The sequence below is a fragment of the Tsukamurella pseudospumae genome, assembly GCF_001575205.1.
Classification (GTDB): Bacteria; Actinomycetota; Actinomycetes; order Mycobacteriales; family Mycobacteriaceae; genus Tsukamurella; species Tsukamurella pseudospumae.
Window position 1 is genome coordinate 1 of record NZ_LSRE01000050.1, and the last position, 15,828, is coordinate 15,828.

Annotated in this window: 16 protein-coding genes and 1 rRNA gene; 4 read left to right on the plus strand and 13 right to left on the minus strand. The window is 66.5% G+C overall.

Going from position 1 to position 15,828, the window contains the following annotated elements:
* Nucleotides 1-203 (minus strand): 16S ribosomal RNA (locus tag AXK61_RS20820); the annotation flags it as partial.
* An 822-nt stretch (nt 204-1,025) separates the two neighbouring features.
* The gene (murA, locus tag AXK61_RS20825) at nt 1,026-2,279 is read right to left on the minus strand and encodes a UDP-N-acetylglucosamine 1-carboxyvinyltransferase (protein WP_068746931.1); all 1,254 of its coding nucleotides are present in this window, start codon (nt 2,277-2,279) and stop codon (nt 1,026-1,028) included.
* A gap of 48 nt (nt 2,280-2,327) precedes the next feature.
* Between murA and AXK61_RS20830 the strand changes: the two genes are divergently transcribed.
* Entirely contained in the window at nt 2,328-2,900 is a 573-nt protein-coding gene (locus AXK61_RS20830) for a cob(I)yrinic acid a,c-diamide adenosyltransferase (RefSeq protein WP_068747176.1), read from the plus strand.
* Here the strand turns inward: AXK61_RS20830 and AXK61_RS20835 are convergent.
* The 11 genes from AXK61_RS20835 to AXK61_RS20885 all read right to left on the minus strand — a co-directional run bounded on the left by AXK61_RS20835 (nt 2,897) and on the right by AXK61_RS20885 (nt 12,620).
* Nucleotides 2,897-3,319, minus strand: coding sequence for a DUF2550 domain-containing protein (locus AXK61_RS20835; RefSeq protein WP_068746932.1), 423 nt, complete (start codon nt 3,317-3,319; stop codon nt 2,897-2,899). The genes AXK61_RS20830 and AXK61_RS20835 overlap by 4 nt on opposite strands.
* Before the next feature lie 92 nt (nt 3,320-3,411).
* Nucleotides 3,412-3,795, minus strand: a complete 384-nt coding sequence (locus AXK61_RS20840; protein ID WP_068746933.1) for a F0F1 ATP synthase subunit epsilon — start codon at nt 3,793-3,795, stop codon at nt 3,412-3,414.
* Between the two features lie 6 nt (nt 3,796-3,801).
* Nucleotides 3,802-5,247, minus strand: a complete 1,446-nt coding sequence (atpD, locus tag AXK61_RS20845) for a F0F1 ATP synthase subunit beta (RefSeq protein ID WP_068746934.1) — start codon at nt 5,245-5,247, stop codon at nt 3,802-3,804.
* A gap of 18 nt (nt 5,248-5,265) precedes the next feature.
* Nucleotides 5,266-6,183: a F0F1 ATP synthase subunit gamma gene (locus tag AXK61_RS20850; protein ID WP_068746935.1), complete on the minus strand. Its 918-nt coding sequence runs from the start codon at nt 6,181-6,183 to the stop codon at nt 5,266-5,268.
* Entirely contained in the window at nt 6,176-7,810 is a 1,635-nt protein-coding gene (atpA, locus tag AXK61_RS20855) for a F0F1 ATP synthase subunit alpha (RefSeq protein WP_068746936.1), read from the minus strand. The genes AXK61_RS20850 and atpA overlap by 8 nt, the downstream gene beginning before the upstream one ends.
* Nucleotides 7,811-7,855: 45 nt before the next feature.
* A complete protein-coding gene (locus AXK61_RS20860) occupies nt 7,856-9,202 on the minus strand; it encodes a F0F1 ATP synthase subunit B/delta (protein WP_068746937.1) in 1,347 nt (448 codons plus the stop codon).
* Complete coding sequence (locus tag AXK61_RS20865; RefSeq protein WP_068746938.1) at nt 9,203-9,724, minus strand: F0F1 ATP synthase subunit B; 522 nt, start codon at nt 9,722-9,724, stop codon at nt 9,203-9,205.
* A 37-nt stretch (nt 9,725-9,761) separates the two neighbouring features.
* Nucleotides 9,762-10,016 carry a F0F1 ATP synthase subunit C gene (locus AXK61_RS20870; RefSeq protein WP_068575212.1) on the minus strand — a complete coding sequence of 85 codons (255 nt, stop codon included), beginning with the start codon at nt 10,014-10,016 and terminating at the stop codon, nt 9,762-9,764.
* Nucleotides 10,017-10,095: 79 nt separating this feature from the next.
* Entirely contained in the window at nt 10,096-10,842 is a 747-nt protein-coding gene (gene atpB, locus AXK61_RS20875) for a F0F1 ATP synthase subunit A (RefSeq protein WP_068746939.1), read from the minus strand.
* Nucleotides 10,839-11,255: a hypothetical protein gene (locus tag AXK61_RS20880; RefSeq protein ID WP_068746940.1), complete on the minus strand. Its 417-nt coding sequence runs from the start codon at nt 11,253-11,255 to the stop codon at nt 10,839-10,841. Before AXK61_RS20880 ends, atpB begins: the two co-directional genes overlap by 4 nt.
* A 207-nt stretch (nt 11,256-11,462) precedes the next feature.
* Nucleotides 11,463-12,620, minus strand: a complete 1,158-nt coding sequence (locus AXK61_RS20885) for a glycosyltransferase family 4 protein (protein WP_082789518.1) — start codon at nt 12,618-12,620, stop codon at nt 11,463-11,465.
* Between the two features lie 325 nt (nt 12,621-12,945).
* Here AXK61_RS20885 and AXK61_RS20890 point away from each other — a divergent pair, with 325 nt between their 5' ends.
* The 3 genes from AXK61_RS20890 to AXK61_RS20900 all read left to right on the plus strand — a co-directional run bounded on the left by AXK61_RS20890 (nt 12,946) and on the right by AXK61_RS20900 (nt 15,823).
* Nucleotides 12,946-13,803 carry an MlaE family ABC transporter permease gene (locus AXK61_RS20890; protein WP_068746942.1) on the plus strand — a complete coding sequence of 286 codons (858 nt, stop codon included), beginning with the start codon at nt 12,946-12,948 and terminating at the stop codon, nt 13,801-13,803.
* 7 nt (nt 13,804-13,810) lie between these two features.
* Nucleotides 13,811-14,674: an ABC transporter permease gene (locus tag AXK61_RS20895; protein ID WP_068575207.1), complete on the plus strand. Its 864-nt coding sequence runs from the start codon at nt 13,811-13,813 to the stop codon at nt 14,672-14,674.
* 72 nt (nt 14,675-14,746) lie between these two features.
* Nucleotides 14,747-15,823, plus strand: a complete 1,077-nt coding sequence (locus tag AXK61_RS20900) for an MlaD family protein (protein WP_231855631.1) — start codon at nt 14,747-14,749, stop codon at nt 15,821-15,823.
* Nucleotides 15,824-15,828: the final 5 nt, after the last annotated feature.

Consider the following 15,828-nt stretch of genomic DNA (forward strand, 5'->3'; position numbering starts at 1 on the left):
TTTCCACCAAACCCCATGCAGGGAAAGGTCATATCCGGTATTAGACCCAGTTTCCCAGGCTTATCCCGAAGTACAGGGCAGGTCACCCACGTGTTACTCACCCGTTCGCCACTCGTGTACCCCGAAGGGCCTTACCGTTCGACTTGCATGTGTTAAGCACGCCGCCAGCGTTCGTCCTGAGCCAGGATCAAACTCTCCATAAAAAACACTAGAAACACAAGGTTTCAGCATAATCCAGGAAATCCTGAACAAAACGAAACCACTGACAAAAATCAATGATTCCAGAAATACATCTCGCAAAGAAATAAACGAGAAAAGCCACAACACAAACAACCAAAAATTTGATTGTCCATGCGTGCCAAAAAATTTTGGCACTGACAATTTCATCGACACACTGTTGAGTTCTCAAAGAACACGCCAAACGCGGCCGCCCACACCACACAAACCGAAGCCCGTGCCTATCGTGTGAACCGCACCTTCGCAGGCAGTCCATGCTACTCTCTCCAAACCACCCAGTCAAAAACCCTGGCCGGCCCGCTCGGAGCAACCGTTCAAGCTTAGCAGATCGGATTTCCGTGTGCAACTCGCTCTCGCGAGCCACCCTCGGAAGCACTTCGAACCGCTCAGTCCCACGCCAGAGCCCTCTCGACCGCGCTGGGCGCTCGAAAGTGGCTTGCTTTCGTGGGGCTGGCTGCTCAGAGCAACCGTTCTAGCCTAGCAGGTCGGAATTTCGTTCGCAACTCGCTCTCGCGGGCCGCGTTTCGGCATTCCGAACCGCTCACCACATGGAGGAACCACACGATCTCGCACAGCGAGTTCGAGGAGAAGGTTTCTCTTCCGTGGCGGTCAGCGCGATGATCCTTGCGAATCTTCCCGGTTTCCGAACTTCCGGCGGCACGTCGAGATCCAGATTCATTGGACTGCTGTGGGCCTTGCCGGGCGGCGCCTGGGCGCTGCTGACTCGATATAAGTTACACACGTCGAACTCCGAACACAAATCGGCAGGTGGTCCCACCGATCCGCGGTCAGGAAACGCGTTCGATCCGCCCGCCGAGCGCCGTCACGTTGCCGACGAAGTTCGGGTAGCCGCGGTCGATGTGGAAGACGTCGTGCACTTCGGTCACCCCGTCGGCGCAGAGGCCGGCCAGGACCAGGCCCACGCCGGCGCGGATGTCGGTCGACCACACCGGCGCACTCGAGAGCTGCTCCACTCCCCGGATCACCGCGTGATGCCCGTCCGTCCGGGCATCCGCACCCAGGCGCACCATCTCCTCGACGAATCGGAACCGCGCCTCGAAGACGTTCTCCGTGATCATCGACGTGCCGTCCGCGACGCAGGCCATCCCGATGGCCATCGGCTGCAGATCCGTCGGGAACCCCGGGAAGGGCAGGGTCGCCACGTTCACGGCGTGCGGACGCTCCGGCGACGCGATCCGGAACCCGTCCGCGCGTTCGGTCACCGTCGCCCCAGCGTCCTGCAGCTTCTGCAGGACGACTCCGAGCGTGTCCGGCGCGATGCCGTTGACGGTGATGTCACCGCGCGTCATCACGGCGGCGAAACCCCATGTGGCCGCGACGATCCGATCGCCGATCACCCGGTGCTCCGTGGGATGGAGCTTCTCCACCCCACGAACCATCAGGGTGTCGGTGCCGATCCCCTCGATGTCCGCGCCCATCTGGACGAGCATCGAGCACAGGTCGACGATCTCGGGCTCCCGCGCCACGTTGCTGATCACGGTCAGCCCCGTCGCCAGGACCGCGGCCATGAGGATGTTCTCGGTCGCGCCCACCGACGGGAACTCGAGCGTGATCTCCGCCCCGGTCAGCGAATCCGCCTGCGCGACCACACAGCCGTGCTCGATCGAGCTGGTCGCGCCGAGCGCGCGCAGCCCGGACTGATGCATGTCCAGAGGGCGCGATCCGATCGCGTCTCCCCCCGGGAGAGCCACGACGGCCCGGTGCTCGCGCGCCATCAACGGGCCGAGCACGCACACCGACGCGCGGAACTGCTTGACCGCGTCGAAGTCCGCACGGTGGTTCAGCACCGCCGGCGTCGTGATGCGCGCCGTGTCCCCCTCGAGCTCCACCTCGGCGCCGAGACCCCGGAGCACGTCCGCCATCAGCGGCACGTCCAGGATCTCGGGGCAGTTCGTGAGCACCGAGGTGCCCTCGGCGAGCAACGTGGCCGCCATCAACTTCAGGACGCTGTTCTTCGCGCCACCCACGGTGACCTCGCCCGTCAATCGGGCTCCACCGTGCACCAGAAACTTCTCACCCACACGGGTCAGCCTATGGCACGGCACCGCACCCTGTGACAGCCTGTGACCATGGCTGTCCACCTCACGCGCATCTACACTCGCACCGGCGACGACGGGACCACCGGGCTCGGCGACTTCTCCAGGGTCCCCAAGTCCGACTCGCGCCTACGCGCCTACGCCGACTGCGACGAGGCCAATGCCGCGCTGGGGGTGGCGGTCACCGTCGGGAATCCCGAACCGGAGCTGCGGGACGTGCTGGTCCGGATCCAGAACGAACTCTTCGACGTCGGCGCCGACCTGTCGAACCCGATCGTCGCCGATCCCGAGTACCCGCCGCTGCGCGTCACCGGTGACTACATCGAGCGACTCGAGGCGTGGTGCGACGAGTACAACGCCGACCTGCCCAAGCTCGACTCGTTCATCCTGCCGGGAGGCACTCCCCTGGCCGCGTACCTGCACGTCGCGCGCACCGTCGTCCGGCGGGCCGAGCGTGCGGCGTGGGACGCGGTCGCCGAGCACGAAGACTCCGTGTCGGTGCTTCCGGCGAAGTACCTCAACCGGCTCTCGGATCTGCTGTTCATACTGTCCCGGGTCGCGAACCCGGGCGGTGACGTGCTGTGGGTGCCGGGAGGCGACCGCTAGCGCTGCCGGCGCGGGCTGGGCCTGGACTCGAGCCAGGACTGGAACGCCGTCAGGCCGTCACGCGCGAAGGCGAGCTCCGTCTCCCCGTCGGGCGTGACGGCGTGCACGATCACCATGTCGGTATCGATCACGTCGAGCTCGGTGCCGTGCGGCGCGCGGCGGCCGACGATCTCGGTTCCGCTGCGCGGCAGCGTCCAGCTGGGGCCGAGCCGCACGCTCGACAGGCGGTAGTACCGCAATTCGTGGTCGTCGTACCGGAGCGTCCCGTGCCGCCACCCGTGCTCGTCCTCGGCGGGTAGGTATCGCAGGATGATCGGGACGCCGGCCACGCGCAGGCTGTACAGGCGCAGCACCACGACGGCGCCGACCAGAAGCAGGACGAGGACCGCCACGGTCACGCCGAACACCACGCCCGCCATCGCGCCCCTCCCTCACCCGTCTCGTGTACGAATAGCAGAAAGCCGGTGGCCCGTTTCACCGGGCCACCGGCTTTCACGCTGCTTCTTCCAGCCTACTTGTTCGCGAGGAACTCGATCGCGCGCAGTCGCCCCTGCGCGACCGCCTGCTCGTCCGAGCCGTCCGCGGCACTCTCGAGTGCGCGCCGGACATCGGACTCGACCAGCGACGAGGCCCACTCGGCCCCGTCGGCGAGTACCGTCACCTTCTCGCCGGTCACCGACAGGAACCCGCCGCGGATGGCCGCGGAGAGCCGCTCGCCGCTCACCGTGTCGATGGCGACGGCGCCACCGGAGATGAGCTGGCCGAACAGCGGCTCGTGGTGCGCCAGGACACCCAGCTCACCCTCCGTGGTCTGGGCGATGACGAAGGTCGCATCGCCCGACCACAGCCGCTCCTCGACGGAGACGACCTCTACCTGAAACGCCGTGTCAGCCACTCGAAACTACTTCCCGGCGATCTTCTTCGCGGCCGCCTCGACGTCGTCGAGACCACCGCAGGAGTTGAACGCCTGCTCGGGCAGGTGATCGAACTCGCCCTTGCACACGCGGTCGAAGGCCTCGATGGTGTCGGCCAGCGGCACGACGGAGCCCTTCTCACCCGTGAACTTCTCGGCGACGATGAAGTTCTGGCCGAGGAACTTCTGGAGACGGCGAGCGCGCTGCACCGTGACCTTGTCCTCCTCGGAGAGCTCGTCCATACCGAGGATGGCGATGATGTCCTGCAGCTCCTTGTACTTCTGCAGGATGCGCTTGACCTCGTTGGCGACGCGGAAGTGCTCGTCGCCCACGATCGACGCCTCGAGGATGCGCGAGGTCGAGGTCAGCGGGTCCACGGCGGGGTAGATACCCAGCTGCGAGATCGGACGCGAGAGCTCGGTGGTCGCATCGAGGTGCGCGAAGGTGGTGGCCGGCGCCGGGTCGGTGTAGTCGTCCGCGGGCACGTAGATGGCCTGCAGCGAGGTGATCGACCGGCCCTTGGTCGAGGTGATGCGCTCCTGGAGCTCGCCCATCTCGTCGGCCAGGGTGGGCTGGTAACCCACGGCGGAGGGCATACGACCCAGCAGGGTCGAGACCTCGGAGCCCGCCTGCGTGAAGCGGAAGATGTTGTCGATGAACAGCAGCACGTCCTGGTGCTGGACATCGCGGAAGTACTCGGCCATGGTCAGGGCCGAGAGGGCGACGCGCATGCGCGTGCCCGGCGGCTCGTCCATCTGGCCGAACACCAAGGCGGTGTCCTGCAGCACGCCCATCTCCTCCATCTCGAGGTGGAGGTCGGTGCCCTCACGGGTACGCTCGCCGACGCCCGCGAACACCGAGGTGCCCGAGAACTCGCGCGCGATACGGGTGATCATCTCCTGGATGAGGACGGTCTTGCCGACGCCGGCGCCGCCGAACAGGCCGATCTTGCCGCCCTTGACGTACGGGGTCAGCAGGTCGATGACCTTGATGCCCGTCTCCAGGATCTCGGTCTTACCCTCGAGCTGATCGAAGGCCGGGGGCTTGCGGTGGATGCCCCACTGCTCGCCGTCGCGGCCGAGGCCGGGGGTGTCCAAGCAGTCGCCCAGGGCGTTGAACACGTGGCCCTTGACGACATCGCCGACGGGGACACGGATCGGGAAGCCCGAATCGGTCACGTCGGTGCCGCGGACGAGGCCGTCGGTGGGCTGCATCGAGATGGCGCGCACGAGGTTGTCACCGAGGTGCTGCGCGACCTCGAGGGTCAGCGTCTTCGCCACGGACGGGAGCGTGATCTCCGCGTGCAGGGCGTTGAACAGGTCGGGGACGGAGCCGCGCGGGAACTCGATGTCGACGACGGGGCCGATGACCCGCGTCACGCGACCGGTGGCCGCAGCGGTGCCCGCCGACGCGGGCTGGGTAGCTGTAGTCATTCTTTCTTTTCCCGTTTCTTAGTTTGCGAGGGCGGCAGCGCCACCGACGATTTCACTGATTTCCGAGGTGATCTGCGCCTGGCGGAGCTGGTTCGCCTCACGCGAGAGCGAGACGGCCAGATCGTTGGCGTTGTCGGTGGCCGCCTTCATGGCCGTACGACGGGCCGCGTTCTCCGATGCCGCCGAGTCGAGCAGCGCCGCGAAGACGCGGGTGGCGACGTACTTCGGGAGCAGCGCCGACAGCAGCGTGTCGGCACCCGGCTCGAAGGTGAAGTTGCGGTCCGGGGCGTCCGACGGGGCCTCGTCCGTCTCCTCGACCACCAGCGGGGCCATGCGACGCACCTCGGGGCTCTGGGAGAGCATCGAGACGAACCGGGTGTACACGATGTGCAGCTCGTCCACGCCGTGCGTCTCGGCACCGTCGACGGTGACGTACTCCTGCGACCCGGCCTCGAACAGCGTCACCAGGGTCTCGGTCGCCGCGGTGGCGTCCGAGTGGTGGGGCTGCTGGGAGAACCCGGTCCACGAGCCCGCGACGTCCTGGCCTCGGAAGCGGAAGTAGTCCACGCCCTTCTGGCCCATGACGTAGAGGACGGGCTCCTTGCCCTCGCTCTTGAGCAGCTGGATCAGCTCACGGGTCTCGCGCAGCACGTTGGAGTTGTAGCCACCGCACATGCCGCGGTCCGAGGACACGACGAGGATCGCCGCGCGCTTCGGATTCTCGCGCTCGGTGAGCAGCGGATGGTCCAGTGAACCCGACTTGCCCGCGAGCTCGGAGAGCACGGAGGTCATCTCCTCCGCGTACGGCTTGGCGGCCGCGACCCGGGCCTGCGCCTTGGAGATCCGCGAGGTCGCGATCAGTTCCTGCGCCTTCGTGATCTTCTTGGTCGAGTTGACAGACCGGATCCGCGAGCGCAGCTCTCGGATACTAGCCATTGCGCTTGACCTTGATCGTCTCCTGCTCCACGTCCTCGGCGGGCAGCGCGCCGGCCTCGGCCTCGTTGACGACCCGCGAGCCGTCGGAGGCCAGGAAGCTCTCCTTGAAGCGGTTGGTCTCCGCGACGAGGGCAGCGGCCTGGTCCTTCTCGAGGACCTTGCCGCCGGCGATCGACTCGTAGACACCGGCCGCCGCGTGGTGCAGGTGACTCAGCAGCTCACCGTCGAAGCGGCGTACGTCCTCAACGGGCACCGAGTCGTAGTGGCCCTCGCCGCAGAGGTAGATCGAGACGATCTCGTCCTCGACCGACGACGGGCTGTACTGGTCCTGCTTGAGCAGCTCGACCCAGCGGGCGCCGCGCGCCAGCTGTGCCTTCGACGCATCGTCGAGGTCCGAGGCGAAGGCCGAGAAGGCCTCCAGCTCACGGAACTGCGCGAGCTCCAGACGCAGCGAGCCCGAGACCTTCTTGAGGCCCTTGGTCTGCGCCGCACCACCGACGCGGGACACCGAGGTGCCGACGTTGATCGCGGGGCGGACGCCCTTGTTGAACAGGTCGGACTCGAGGAAGACCTGGCCGTCGGTGATCGAGATGACGTTGGTCGGGATGAAGGCCGAGACGTCGTTGGCCTTGGTCTCGATGATCGGCAGCGCGGTCATCGAGCCGCCGCCGAGCGCGTCGGACAGCTTGGCCGAGCGCTCCAGCAGGCGGGAGTGCAGGTAGAAGACGTCGCCGGGGTACGCCTCGCGGCCCGGCGGGCGACGCAGCAGCAGCGAGATGGCGCGGTAGGCCTCGGCCTGCTTCGACAGGTCGTCGAACACGATGAGAACGTGCTTGCCCTGGTACATCCAGTGCTGGCCGATGGCCGAGCCGGTGTAGGGGGCGAGCCACTTGAAGCCGGCCGAGTCGGACGCGGGGGCCGCGACGATGGTGGTGTACTCCATGGCACCGGCCTCGTCGAGCGCGGACTTCACGCCGGCGATCGTCGAGCCCTTCTGGCCGATGGCGACGTAGATGCAGCGGACCTGCTTGGTCGGATCGCCCGACTCCCAGTTCGCCTTCTGATTGAGGATGGTGTCGACGCAGACCGCGGTCTTACCGGTCTTGCGGTCACCGATGACCAGCTGACGCTGGCCGCGGCCGATGGCGGTCATGGCGTCGATGGCCTTGATGCCGGTGGCGAGCGACTCCTCGACGGGCTGGCGCTCGAGCACCGTCGCGGCCTGCAGCTCGAGGACGCGCTGCTCCTCGGCCTCGATGTCGCCCAGGCCGTCGATCGGGTGGCCGAGCGGGTTCACGACGCGGCCGAGGAACTTGTCGCCGACGGGCACGGACAGCACGTCGCCGGTGCGGCGGACCTGCTGGCCCTCCTGGAGCTCCTCGTAGTTACCGAGGATGACGGCGCCGATCTCGTCCTCGTCGAGGTTCAGGGCCACGCCGAGCACCCCACCGGGGAACTCGAGCAGCTCGTTCGCCATCGCGCCGGGCAGGCCCGCGACGTGGGCGATGCCGTCGGCGGTATCGGAGACGGTGCCGATCTCCTCGCGGGAGGCGTCGGCCTCGAACGTCGAGACGTACTGTTCGATCGCGCCCTTGACGTCGTCGGTTGAGATCGTCAACTCAGCCATGAGTACTCGTTTCCCTCTGTGTGGTTCGGGTGGAAGTGTGTGTGATTAGCGGGGCAGCTGGTCTGCGGCCCGGTCGAGGCGGGAGGCGATGTCACCGTCGATGACCTCGTTGCCGACGGTGATGCGCAGTCCGCCCAGGAGCTCGGGCGCGACCTCGGTCTGCACCGTGATCTTGCGCTGGTAGATGCGGGCCAGCAGGTCCGCGGCGCGGGTCTGCTGCGCGTCCGTCAGGGCGACGGCCGACTCGACGATCGCGACCGACTCGCCGCGACGTGCGGCGGCCAGATCCGCGATCGAAGCGACGCCCGCGTCGACGCGGCCGCTGCGGATGAGGCGCACCGTCTGGCGGAGCAGAGCCGCGGTGAACTCATTCACCTTGTCCCCGAAGACCTTGTCCAGCAGCGCGACTCGGCCGGAGGCCGGGACGCGAGTGTCGGAGAGCATCGCCGTGAGCTTCGGCTCCGCCTCGAGGATCCGACCGGCACGGAACAGCTCGTCCTCGGTCTCGTCGAGCTTGCCGGCGCGCTCGGCGCCGAGCAGGATCGCGACGCGGGCCTGCCGCTCGACCGCGGTGGCGAAGTCCGCCGGAGCCGACCACTTACTGGCGGCCGCATCCTGGACGAACGCCACGGCATCGTCGGAGATCTTGCCGCCGAACAGGTTCGCGACCAGGGCACGCTTGCTCTCCGGCGCGTCCGAGGACTCGGCGAGGTGCTTGCGCAGCGTGGGCTGATCGTTGATGACGCCCACGACGTCCGCGAGGTCCTCCGCCGTACGGGCCAGTGCCGCCTCGTCGACCGACGCGGTGCGCTGGTCGAAACCGGCGGACAGGGCCCGGACCGAGTCCCGGCTCGAGGCGCGCATCGAGCGCGATCCGATCCGGTCGACCTCGGTGATCCGCGTCTCGTCGGCGCCCTGCGACATCTGCTCGAGCTCGTCGAGCGAACGGTCGACGGACGCGCTCTGGTTGGCCGGGTCGGCCAGGTGACCCCGCACGAGCTTCGCCGCGGCGTCGACCGCCTCGGTGCCCAGCCCCGCACGGAGGCCGCGGATCAGGTTGCTGCGGTTGAGCGCCGTCTGTCCCGCGCCGTGCTCGCCGATGCGCACGACCTCGCGCTCGGTCTGCGAGCGCAGCTCGTCGCGGATCGCGTCCGCGTCGCCACGGGCCTCGTCGCGGATGCGGCTCCCCTCGCGGGCCGCGTCCTCACGCGCCCGCTCCCCCGCCGCGCCGGCCTCGGCGAGCTTCGTGCGCGCGGCCGCGGAGGCCTCGAGCTCGAGGCGCACCGTCTCCTGACGCTGCTGCATCGCCTTGCGGACGACGGGGACGACCCACTTCCACAAGATGAACAGGACCAGGAGGAAGCCGACGAACTGTCCGATAAAGATTTCCATTTAGTTCTTCACCACCGAGTCGCGGTTGATCTGGTCGAGTTCAGCCTTCAGCTTCGGGTCCTGCGTCACGTCGAAGCCCAGCACCCGGCTGGCGAGTGTCGCCGACAGCGGCGCGAGATCGCCTCGCGCCGCTGCGGCCGAGGCTTCGCCTTCGCCGCGCAGTTGCTCGGTCTCCTGCCGAGTGAGAGCCTCCGCGTCGGCGGTCGCTCGCTGCTTCTGCTCCTCCATCGCGGCGCGACCGGTGGCCCGGGCGTCGTCGCGAATGGAACCGGCCTCGGCACGTGCGGTGCGGACACCGTCGTTGTACTCCGACTCGGCGTCGGAGAATCCCTTGGCGGCGCCCCGCTGGTCCTTGACCGTCTGATCGATCATGGCCTCGCGTTCGTCCAGCACCTTGGTGATGGACGGGACGACGAAGAACCAGATGATCCCGAGCACCACCAAGAAGATGATGAGCTCGACGAAAAAGGTGCCGTTGGGGACGAGGAAGTTACTCTGCTTTTCAGCCTCAGCGAGCTGCATGACGTCAGTTCCCGTTTCTAGCGAGGGCGGTCAGGGCTTAGGACGCGCCCGGGGTCGCGAACACGAACAGAGCCATGAACGCGAGGTTGATGAAGTACGCGGCCTCGACCAGGCCGACGGTGATGAAGAACGGGGTGAAGAGGCGACCCTGCGCCTCGGGCTGGCGGGCGATGCCCGCGATCAGCTGAGCGCCGGCCAGGCCGTCGCCGACACCGGCGCCGATGGCGCCGCCACCCATGATCAGGCCGCCGCCGATGAGCGCACCCTGAACGATCTGCGGATCTGCTGCCATTGTTACTTTCCCTTTCGTTTCTGGTAGTACGCCTACCAGGGTCTGTGGTCGCGTCGGCCGGGCCGGCCGGGCGAGGTTTCTAGTGCTCTTCCGTCTCCATGGCCTGCGAGAAGTACAGGATGGTCAGGAGCGAGAAGATGAAGGCCTGGATCAGACCGACGAACAGGTCGAAGGACTTCCAGATCGCGTTCGGCAGCCACAGGATGTACGCCGGGAAGAGCGCGATGAGCGCCACCATGACGGTGCCCGCGAACAGGTTGCCGAAGAGACGGAGGGTGAGCGAGACCGGCTTCGCGATCTCCTCGATGATGTTGATCGGGGCGAGGCCGATGGCGTGACCCTTCACCAGTGCGACCGGGTGGCCGATGATGCCGCGCTTCTTGACGCCGGCGGCGTGGATCCAGACGAAGACCACGGCCACGAGCGCGAGCACGAAGTTGATGTCCGAGGCGGCGGGGGCGAAGAGCTCACCCGAGCCCTCCCCCTTGCCGTACTGCACCGGCAGCACCGCGAGCCAGTTGGCGACGAGGATGTAGACGAACAGCGTGACCGCCAGCGGCAGCACGAAGGGTGCGACGCGCATGCCGATCGACGACTCGATCTGCTGGCGCATCTGGATCGTGATCGTCTCCCAGAACAACTGCACGCCCGACGGCACACCGGTCGAGGTGACCTTGGCCTTGAGCACGAATGCGAGAGCGATCACGACGAGCGCGGCGATGACAGTGGACAAGATGGTGTCCGTGTTGAAGGTCATCCCGAGCCACTCGGCCTGGCGGTGATGTCCGGGCGAGATGGCGCCCTCGGCGAGGAGATTCGTGCTCATGACTGCTGACGTAGTCCTTTCAGAACAGGGATCACGGTGTTGAGGACGAGCACGATCTGTCCGACCGCGAGTCCGAAGATCATGCCCAGGCCGCCGATGGACTGGAAGAAGTAGGCCGTCGCGAGCGCGATCACGGAGACCACGGCGAGCCGGACCACCGAGTTCACGGCGACGGGAGTCTTGCGCGGCTCGTCCTCGGCGGTCGCGTTCGCGACCTTGATGACGACCAGCTTGGCGTTGAGCAGGGCCAGCAGGCCGCCCACGAAGAACCACGCGGCGAACCACACCTGACCGAAGGACGCGGCGATACCGGCCACGACGACGGAGATACCCGCGAGGATCACGAACGGGTTGGTGAACGTCACAACGCCTCGCGCGGCGGCACCGTCGACCTCAGGGGCTGGCGTCGTCATGGCCCCTCCTCAGGGTCGGGGTCGCACCTGCGACGGGTTCGCGGCGACCGGGCGGCGTCTGCCGAATCCGTAGCGTGGGTCACATCACGGATTCTTTGTGATTAGCTGAGACTCTACCAAGAAGTAGGGGCGCTCCCCACATCGGGGCTCCGCCTGTATCCCGCCTATCAACTACACACGATAGTACAACAGGACGGGCGTTCTGCGTTACCGGGTTCGATTGTTCGACGAAGCACGTGACCTCGCGCTTTCGGAGTAACGCTCCCGCAGGCGCGGCAGGATCCGCGGCACCACGGTGAACACGAGCGCACACAGTAGGCCCGCTCCGAACAGCGGCGCGATCAGCGCCGGCCGCAGCATCGTCGAGGCCGCGGCACTCAGGCCCAGCACACCGACCCACAGGTAGATGACCACGACCACACGACGCTGACTGTGGCCGAGACCCAGCAGCCGGTGATGCAGATGCATCTTGTCGGCCGTGAAGGGATGGACCCCGGCGCGGGTACGCCGAACCACCGCGAGCAACAGGTCCAGCATCGGCACGAACATCACCGCGATGGCGAGCAACAACGGGAGCAGCAGCGCGAAGATGTCCGTGCTGCCGTACGCGTTCTGCGAGATCCGGCCCGACGCGGAGGTGGACGCCGCCGCCAGCGTCAGCCCGAGCAGCATCGACCCCGAATCCCCCATGAAGATGCGGGCCGGCTGGAAGTTGTGCGGCAGGAAGCCGACGCAGGCGCCGAACAGCGCCGCGGAGATGAGTGCGGGCGGGTAGGACGGCGCATCGCCGCCCGAATCGAACATCAGCCCGACGGAGAAGATGAGGATGGCCAGCGCCGCCAGCGCCGCGACACCGGCCAGCAGTCCGTCGAGCCCGTCGATGAAGTTCATGGCGTTGACGGTCGCCACCGCGACCACCACGGTCAGGAGCCCGGCTTGCAGCTGGTCGAGGACCACTGTCGTGTTGACCCCCGGGACGTAGACGACGTTCCAGGCCACCCCCAGCACCACCAGAAGTGCCGCGGCGAAGATCTGGCCCACCAGCTTGGTCAGCGCGTCGACGCCCCATCTGTCGTCGATGATGCCGACCACCACGATCACCGCTCCGGCGACGAGGACCGCGACGGCGTCCTTGGAGTAGGCGAAGCCCCGGGTCAGCGCAGGCAGCTGGGCCGCCAGGAAGATCCCGGCGAGCATCCCGGTGTAGATGCCGACCCCGCCGAGGCGGGGAGTGGGGACGACGTGGACGTCGCGCGCGCGGGGCACTGCGACGGCGCCGAACCGAGTGGCCACGACCCTGACCAGCGATGTGGCAAAGAATGTGACAACCGCAGCTGTCAGTCCCACTACCAGCAATTCTCGCATCGGGACCCCGGCAGACCCGGCCCCGATGACCGCCCCGCCCGACGCCTCGATGTGCACGCGTGCGAATCTACTCGCACCCCCGTCGCGCGCCGATCCCCCCGGCTCGTCGTTGCGAATTCATCTCGGCGGAACACGTTCTGACCTGAGACGATGGATGATCGCCACCCCTCGATCGGAATGTTACTGACGAGTCGCTCACACTGCGGTCGCGAAGCAAGCCAATGACGCACATCACTCGTCGGACCGTTATAGTGTCCTCGGTCATACACCTGAGAACGCAGTATGTGGGTCACAGCGTGGCCACAGTCGAGAGGAGACGTTCACGGTGACGGAATCCGTTGTGCAAGGTGCAGGAAGCGCCAAGCGGCCAACCTATTGGTCGATCATCAGCAAGAACTTCTCCGGTACCGTGGTGGACTCGTTCCGCACCATCGGTCGGAACGTTCGAATGCTGATCATGACCCTGGTGGCGATGGTCACCGACACCGTCCGCGGGAAGCTCCAGTGGAAGGAGACGCTGAATCAGGTCTGGTACATGATCGGTGTCACTACCTTCCCTGGCATCCTGATCGCCATCCCGTTCGGCATCGTCATCGCGATCCAGGTCGGCAACATCATCGCGCAGCTCGGTGCCGATTCCCTCCAAGGCGCGGCCGGCGGCATCGCGGTGATCTCCCAGGGCGCCCCGATCGCGACCGGCCTGCTGCTCGCCGGCGCCGGTGCATCCGCCATCGCCGCCGATCTTGGCGCCCGCACCATCCGCGAGGAGACGGACGCGATGCGAGTGATGGGAATCAACCCCATCAACCGCCTGGTGGTGCCCCGCATGCTAGCCGCGTGGATCGTCGCGCCCTTGCTGAGCATTCTCGTGATCACCGTCGGCACCGTGGCCGGCTACCTCGTGGCCGTCGGCGCACAGGGTGTGACGCCCGGTGCGTACTGGCTGTCCTTCGGGTCCTTCGCGCACCCCGTCGACGTGTGGATCTCCATCTTCAAGTCGTTCATCTTCGGCACGGTCATCGCGTTGGTCGGCTGCCAGCGAGGCCTTGAGGCCCGCGGCGGTTCCCGTGGTGTCGCCGACGCCGTGAACGCGACCGTCGTCCTCTCGTTCGTCGTCATCTTCGCTCTGAACCTGCTGATCACGCAGATCGCGACGATGTTCTTCCCCATGCAGGTTGGCTAGGAGAGACATGGCAACCGTTTACCGCCCGCGGGGCACACGCTGGTTCTTCAACCTGTTCGGAACCTCCGGCTCCGCGTGGAGTGTCTTCGACACAATCGGCCACGTGATGTCGTTCATCGCCGAGGTCATCCGGACGATTCCCCACGCGATCAAGCACTACCGCTCCCAGATCATGTTCATCCTCACCGACATCACCTGGGGCCGTGGCGCTCTCGTGGTCGGCGGCGGTACCGCCCCGGTTCTCGCGGTGCTCGGTATCACGGTCGGCGGCATCGTCGCCGTGCAGGGATTCGCGATCCTCAACATGCTGGGTATGGGTCCGCTCACAGCCGTCATCGCGAGTTTCGCCAACACCCGCGAGTTCGCCCCGATGCTCGCGGGCGTCGGCTTCGCAGCGCAGGCCGGCTGCCGTATGACGGCCGAGATCGGCGCCATGCGCATCAACGAGGAGATCGACGCGCTCGAGTCCCTCGGCCTGCGCTCCGTCTCCTTCGTCGTGACGACGCGTGTGATCGCCGGGCTCATCGCCGTGGTCCCGGTGTACCTCATCACACTGATCCTGTCCTGGGCGTCCTGCGCGTGGGTAGTCAAGTCCGTCTACGGCATGCCGTCCGGCACGTACGACCACTACTTCAATCAATTCGTCAGTGCCTCTGACATCACGTTCTCCGTGATCAAGGTGGCGGTCTTCCTCACCGCGGTCATCATCATCCACTGCTACCAGGGCTTCTTCGCCTCCGGTGGCCCTGAGGGTGTGGGCACCGCCTCGGGGCGTGCCATCCGCGCCAGTCTCGTGGCTGTCGTCGCGCTGAATCTCATCATGACGATCGTGCTGTGGGGCATCACCGCTCCCGTCTACTTCAAGGGGTAAGAAATGGGAGTCGTCTCCGTACCCGGTATGTCGATCGATCGATCGGTGCTTCGGCGCCGAGGATTGATCGTCGTGGCGGTAATCCTCGTGCTGGTCCTCGTCGGGTGGCTGATCAAATCGCTTCTGCCGAAGGACGAGTTCTCGTTCACTCTTCGATCGGCGGCGGTTGCCGCCGGCGTCAAAGACGGCGCGCCGGTTCGAATCCAGGGTGTCCAGGTGGGCCATGTCACCGGCGTGTCTGCGCTGGGTAACGGCCAGCAGGGCGTCACGGTCACGCTGACCAAGGCCGAGGCCGCATCCCTGACCAACAACCTGGAGGCCGCATACTCGGCCGGCAACCTGTTCGGTATCACCGAGGTCATCCTGACCCCGCACGACGGGGGCGGAGCGCTGCGTGAAGGCGCGCAGATCACGCCGACCAAGGCGATCACCGACAACACCGTGTCCAACATGATTGCCACGATCGGTGACGTCAACCGGGACGCATTGCGACCGCACATGAGTCAGATCCTGCTCAACTTCGACGCCTCGTCGAAGGCCATGCTGCCGCTGTTCACCGCACTCGGCAGCGTCGCCCAGGCGGTCCAGGACACCCAGAAGCTGTCTACCGCGCAGACCTTCCCGACCATCACGCAGTCGATCCAGAACGCCGATAGTGCGGTCACCGCGGTGATCCCGGCGATCAAGTCGCTGTACGACTACGGGAACGTGCACGACAAGGGCTGGGTCAACCGCGGCAATGCAACGATGAATGCGATCACCGACGAGAAGAACAGCCTCACGGCGGCCCTGCAGAAGATCCTGTCGCCTCAGGCGCTCGGCGGACTCAAGACCGCGACGCCGATGCTGGTGAACCTCATGCAGCCGATCCTGACGTCCTTCCCCAACGGGAGCGCCACCGGCGTCGGCATCCAGCTCGGCCAGCTCATGGACAACGTGCGCAAGGCCATGCCGAACACCCCGAACGGCCCTGTGCTGAACCTGCGTTTGTCGGTCGACTACCCCGCCATCGGCGCGATGCTGCCGCCCGCACCGACCTTCCAGTACATCCCGCCGAAACCGGGCGACAAGCCGGCCACGCCGAGCGGAGCACCGTCGTCCGCGAAGCCGGCTCCGTCGAGCACCCCGACCCCGAAGCCAGGGAGCTAGTCACG

What these genes read in the sequence shown, in the direction of transcription:
- atpA (WP_068746936.1), bottom strand. Translation starts at nt 7,810, where the DNA reads ATGGCTGAGTTGACGATCTCAACCGACGACGTCAAGGGCGCGATCGAA.
- atpD (WP_068746934.1), bottom strand. Translation starts at nt 5,247, where the DNA reads ATGACTACAGCTACCCAGCCCGCGTCGGCGGGCACCGCTGCGGCCACC.
- AXK61_RS20895 (WP_068575207.1), top strand. Translation starts at nt 13,811, where the DNA reads ATGGCAACCGTTTACCGCCCGCGGGGCACACGCTGGTTCTTCAACCTG.
- atpB (WP_068746939.1), bottom strand. Translation starts at nt 10,842, where the DNA reads ATGAGCACGAATCTCCTCGCCGAGGGCGCCATCTCGCCCGGACATCAC.
- AXK61_RS20850 (WP_068746935.1), bottom strand. Translation starts at nt 6,183, where the DNA reads ATGGCTAGTATCCGAGAGCTGCGCTCGCGGATCCGGTCTGTCAACTCG.
- AXK61_RS20880 (WP_068746940.1), bottom strand. Translation starts at nt 11,255, where the DNA reads ATGACGACGCCAGCCCCTGAGGTCGACGGTGCCGCCGCGCGAGGCGTT.
- AXK61_RS20830 (WP_068747176.1), top strand. Translation starts at nt 2,328, where the DNA reads ATGGCTGTCCACCTCACGCGCATCTACACTCGCACCGGCGACGACGGG.
- AXK61_RS20860 (WP_068746937.1), bottom strand. Translation starts at nt 9,202, where the DNA reads ATGGAAATCTTTATCGGACAGTTCGTCGGCTTCCTCCTGGTCCTGTTC.
- AXK61_RS20865 (WP_068746938.1), bottom strand. Translation starts at nt 9,724, where the DNA reads ATGCAGCTCGCTGAGGCTGAAAAGCAGAGTAACTTCCTCGTCCCCAAC.
- AXK61_RS20870 (WP_068575212.1), bottom strand. Translation starts at nt 10,016, where the DNA reads ATGGCAGCAGATCCGCAGATCGTTCAGGGTGCGCTCATCGGCGGCGGC.
- AXK61_RS20885 (WP_082789518.1), bottom strand. Translation starts at nt 12,620, where the DNA reads ATGCGAGAATTGCTGGTAGTGGGACTGACAGCTGCGGTTGTCACATTC.
- AXK61_RS20835 (WP_068746932.1), bottom strand. Translation starts at nt 3,319, where the DNA reads ATGGCGGGCGTGGTGTTCGGCGTGACCGTGGCGGTCCTCGTCCTGCTT.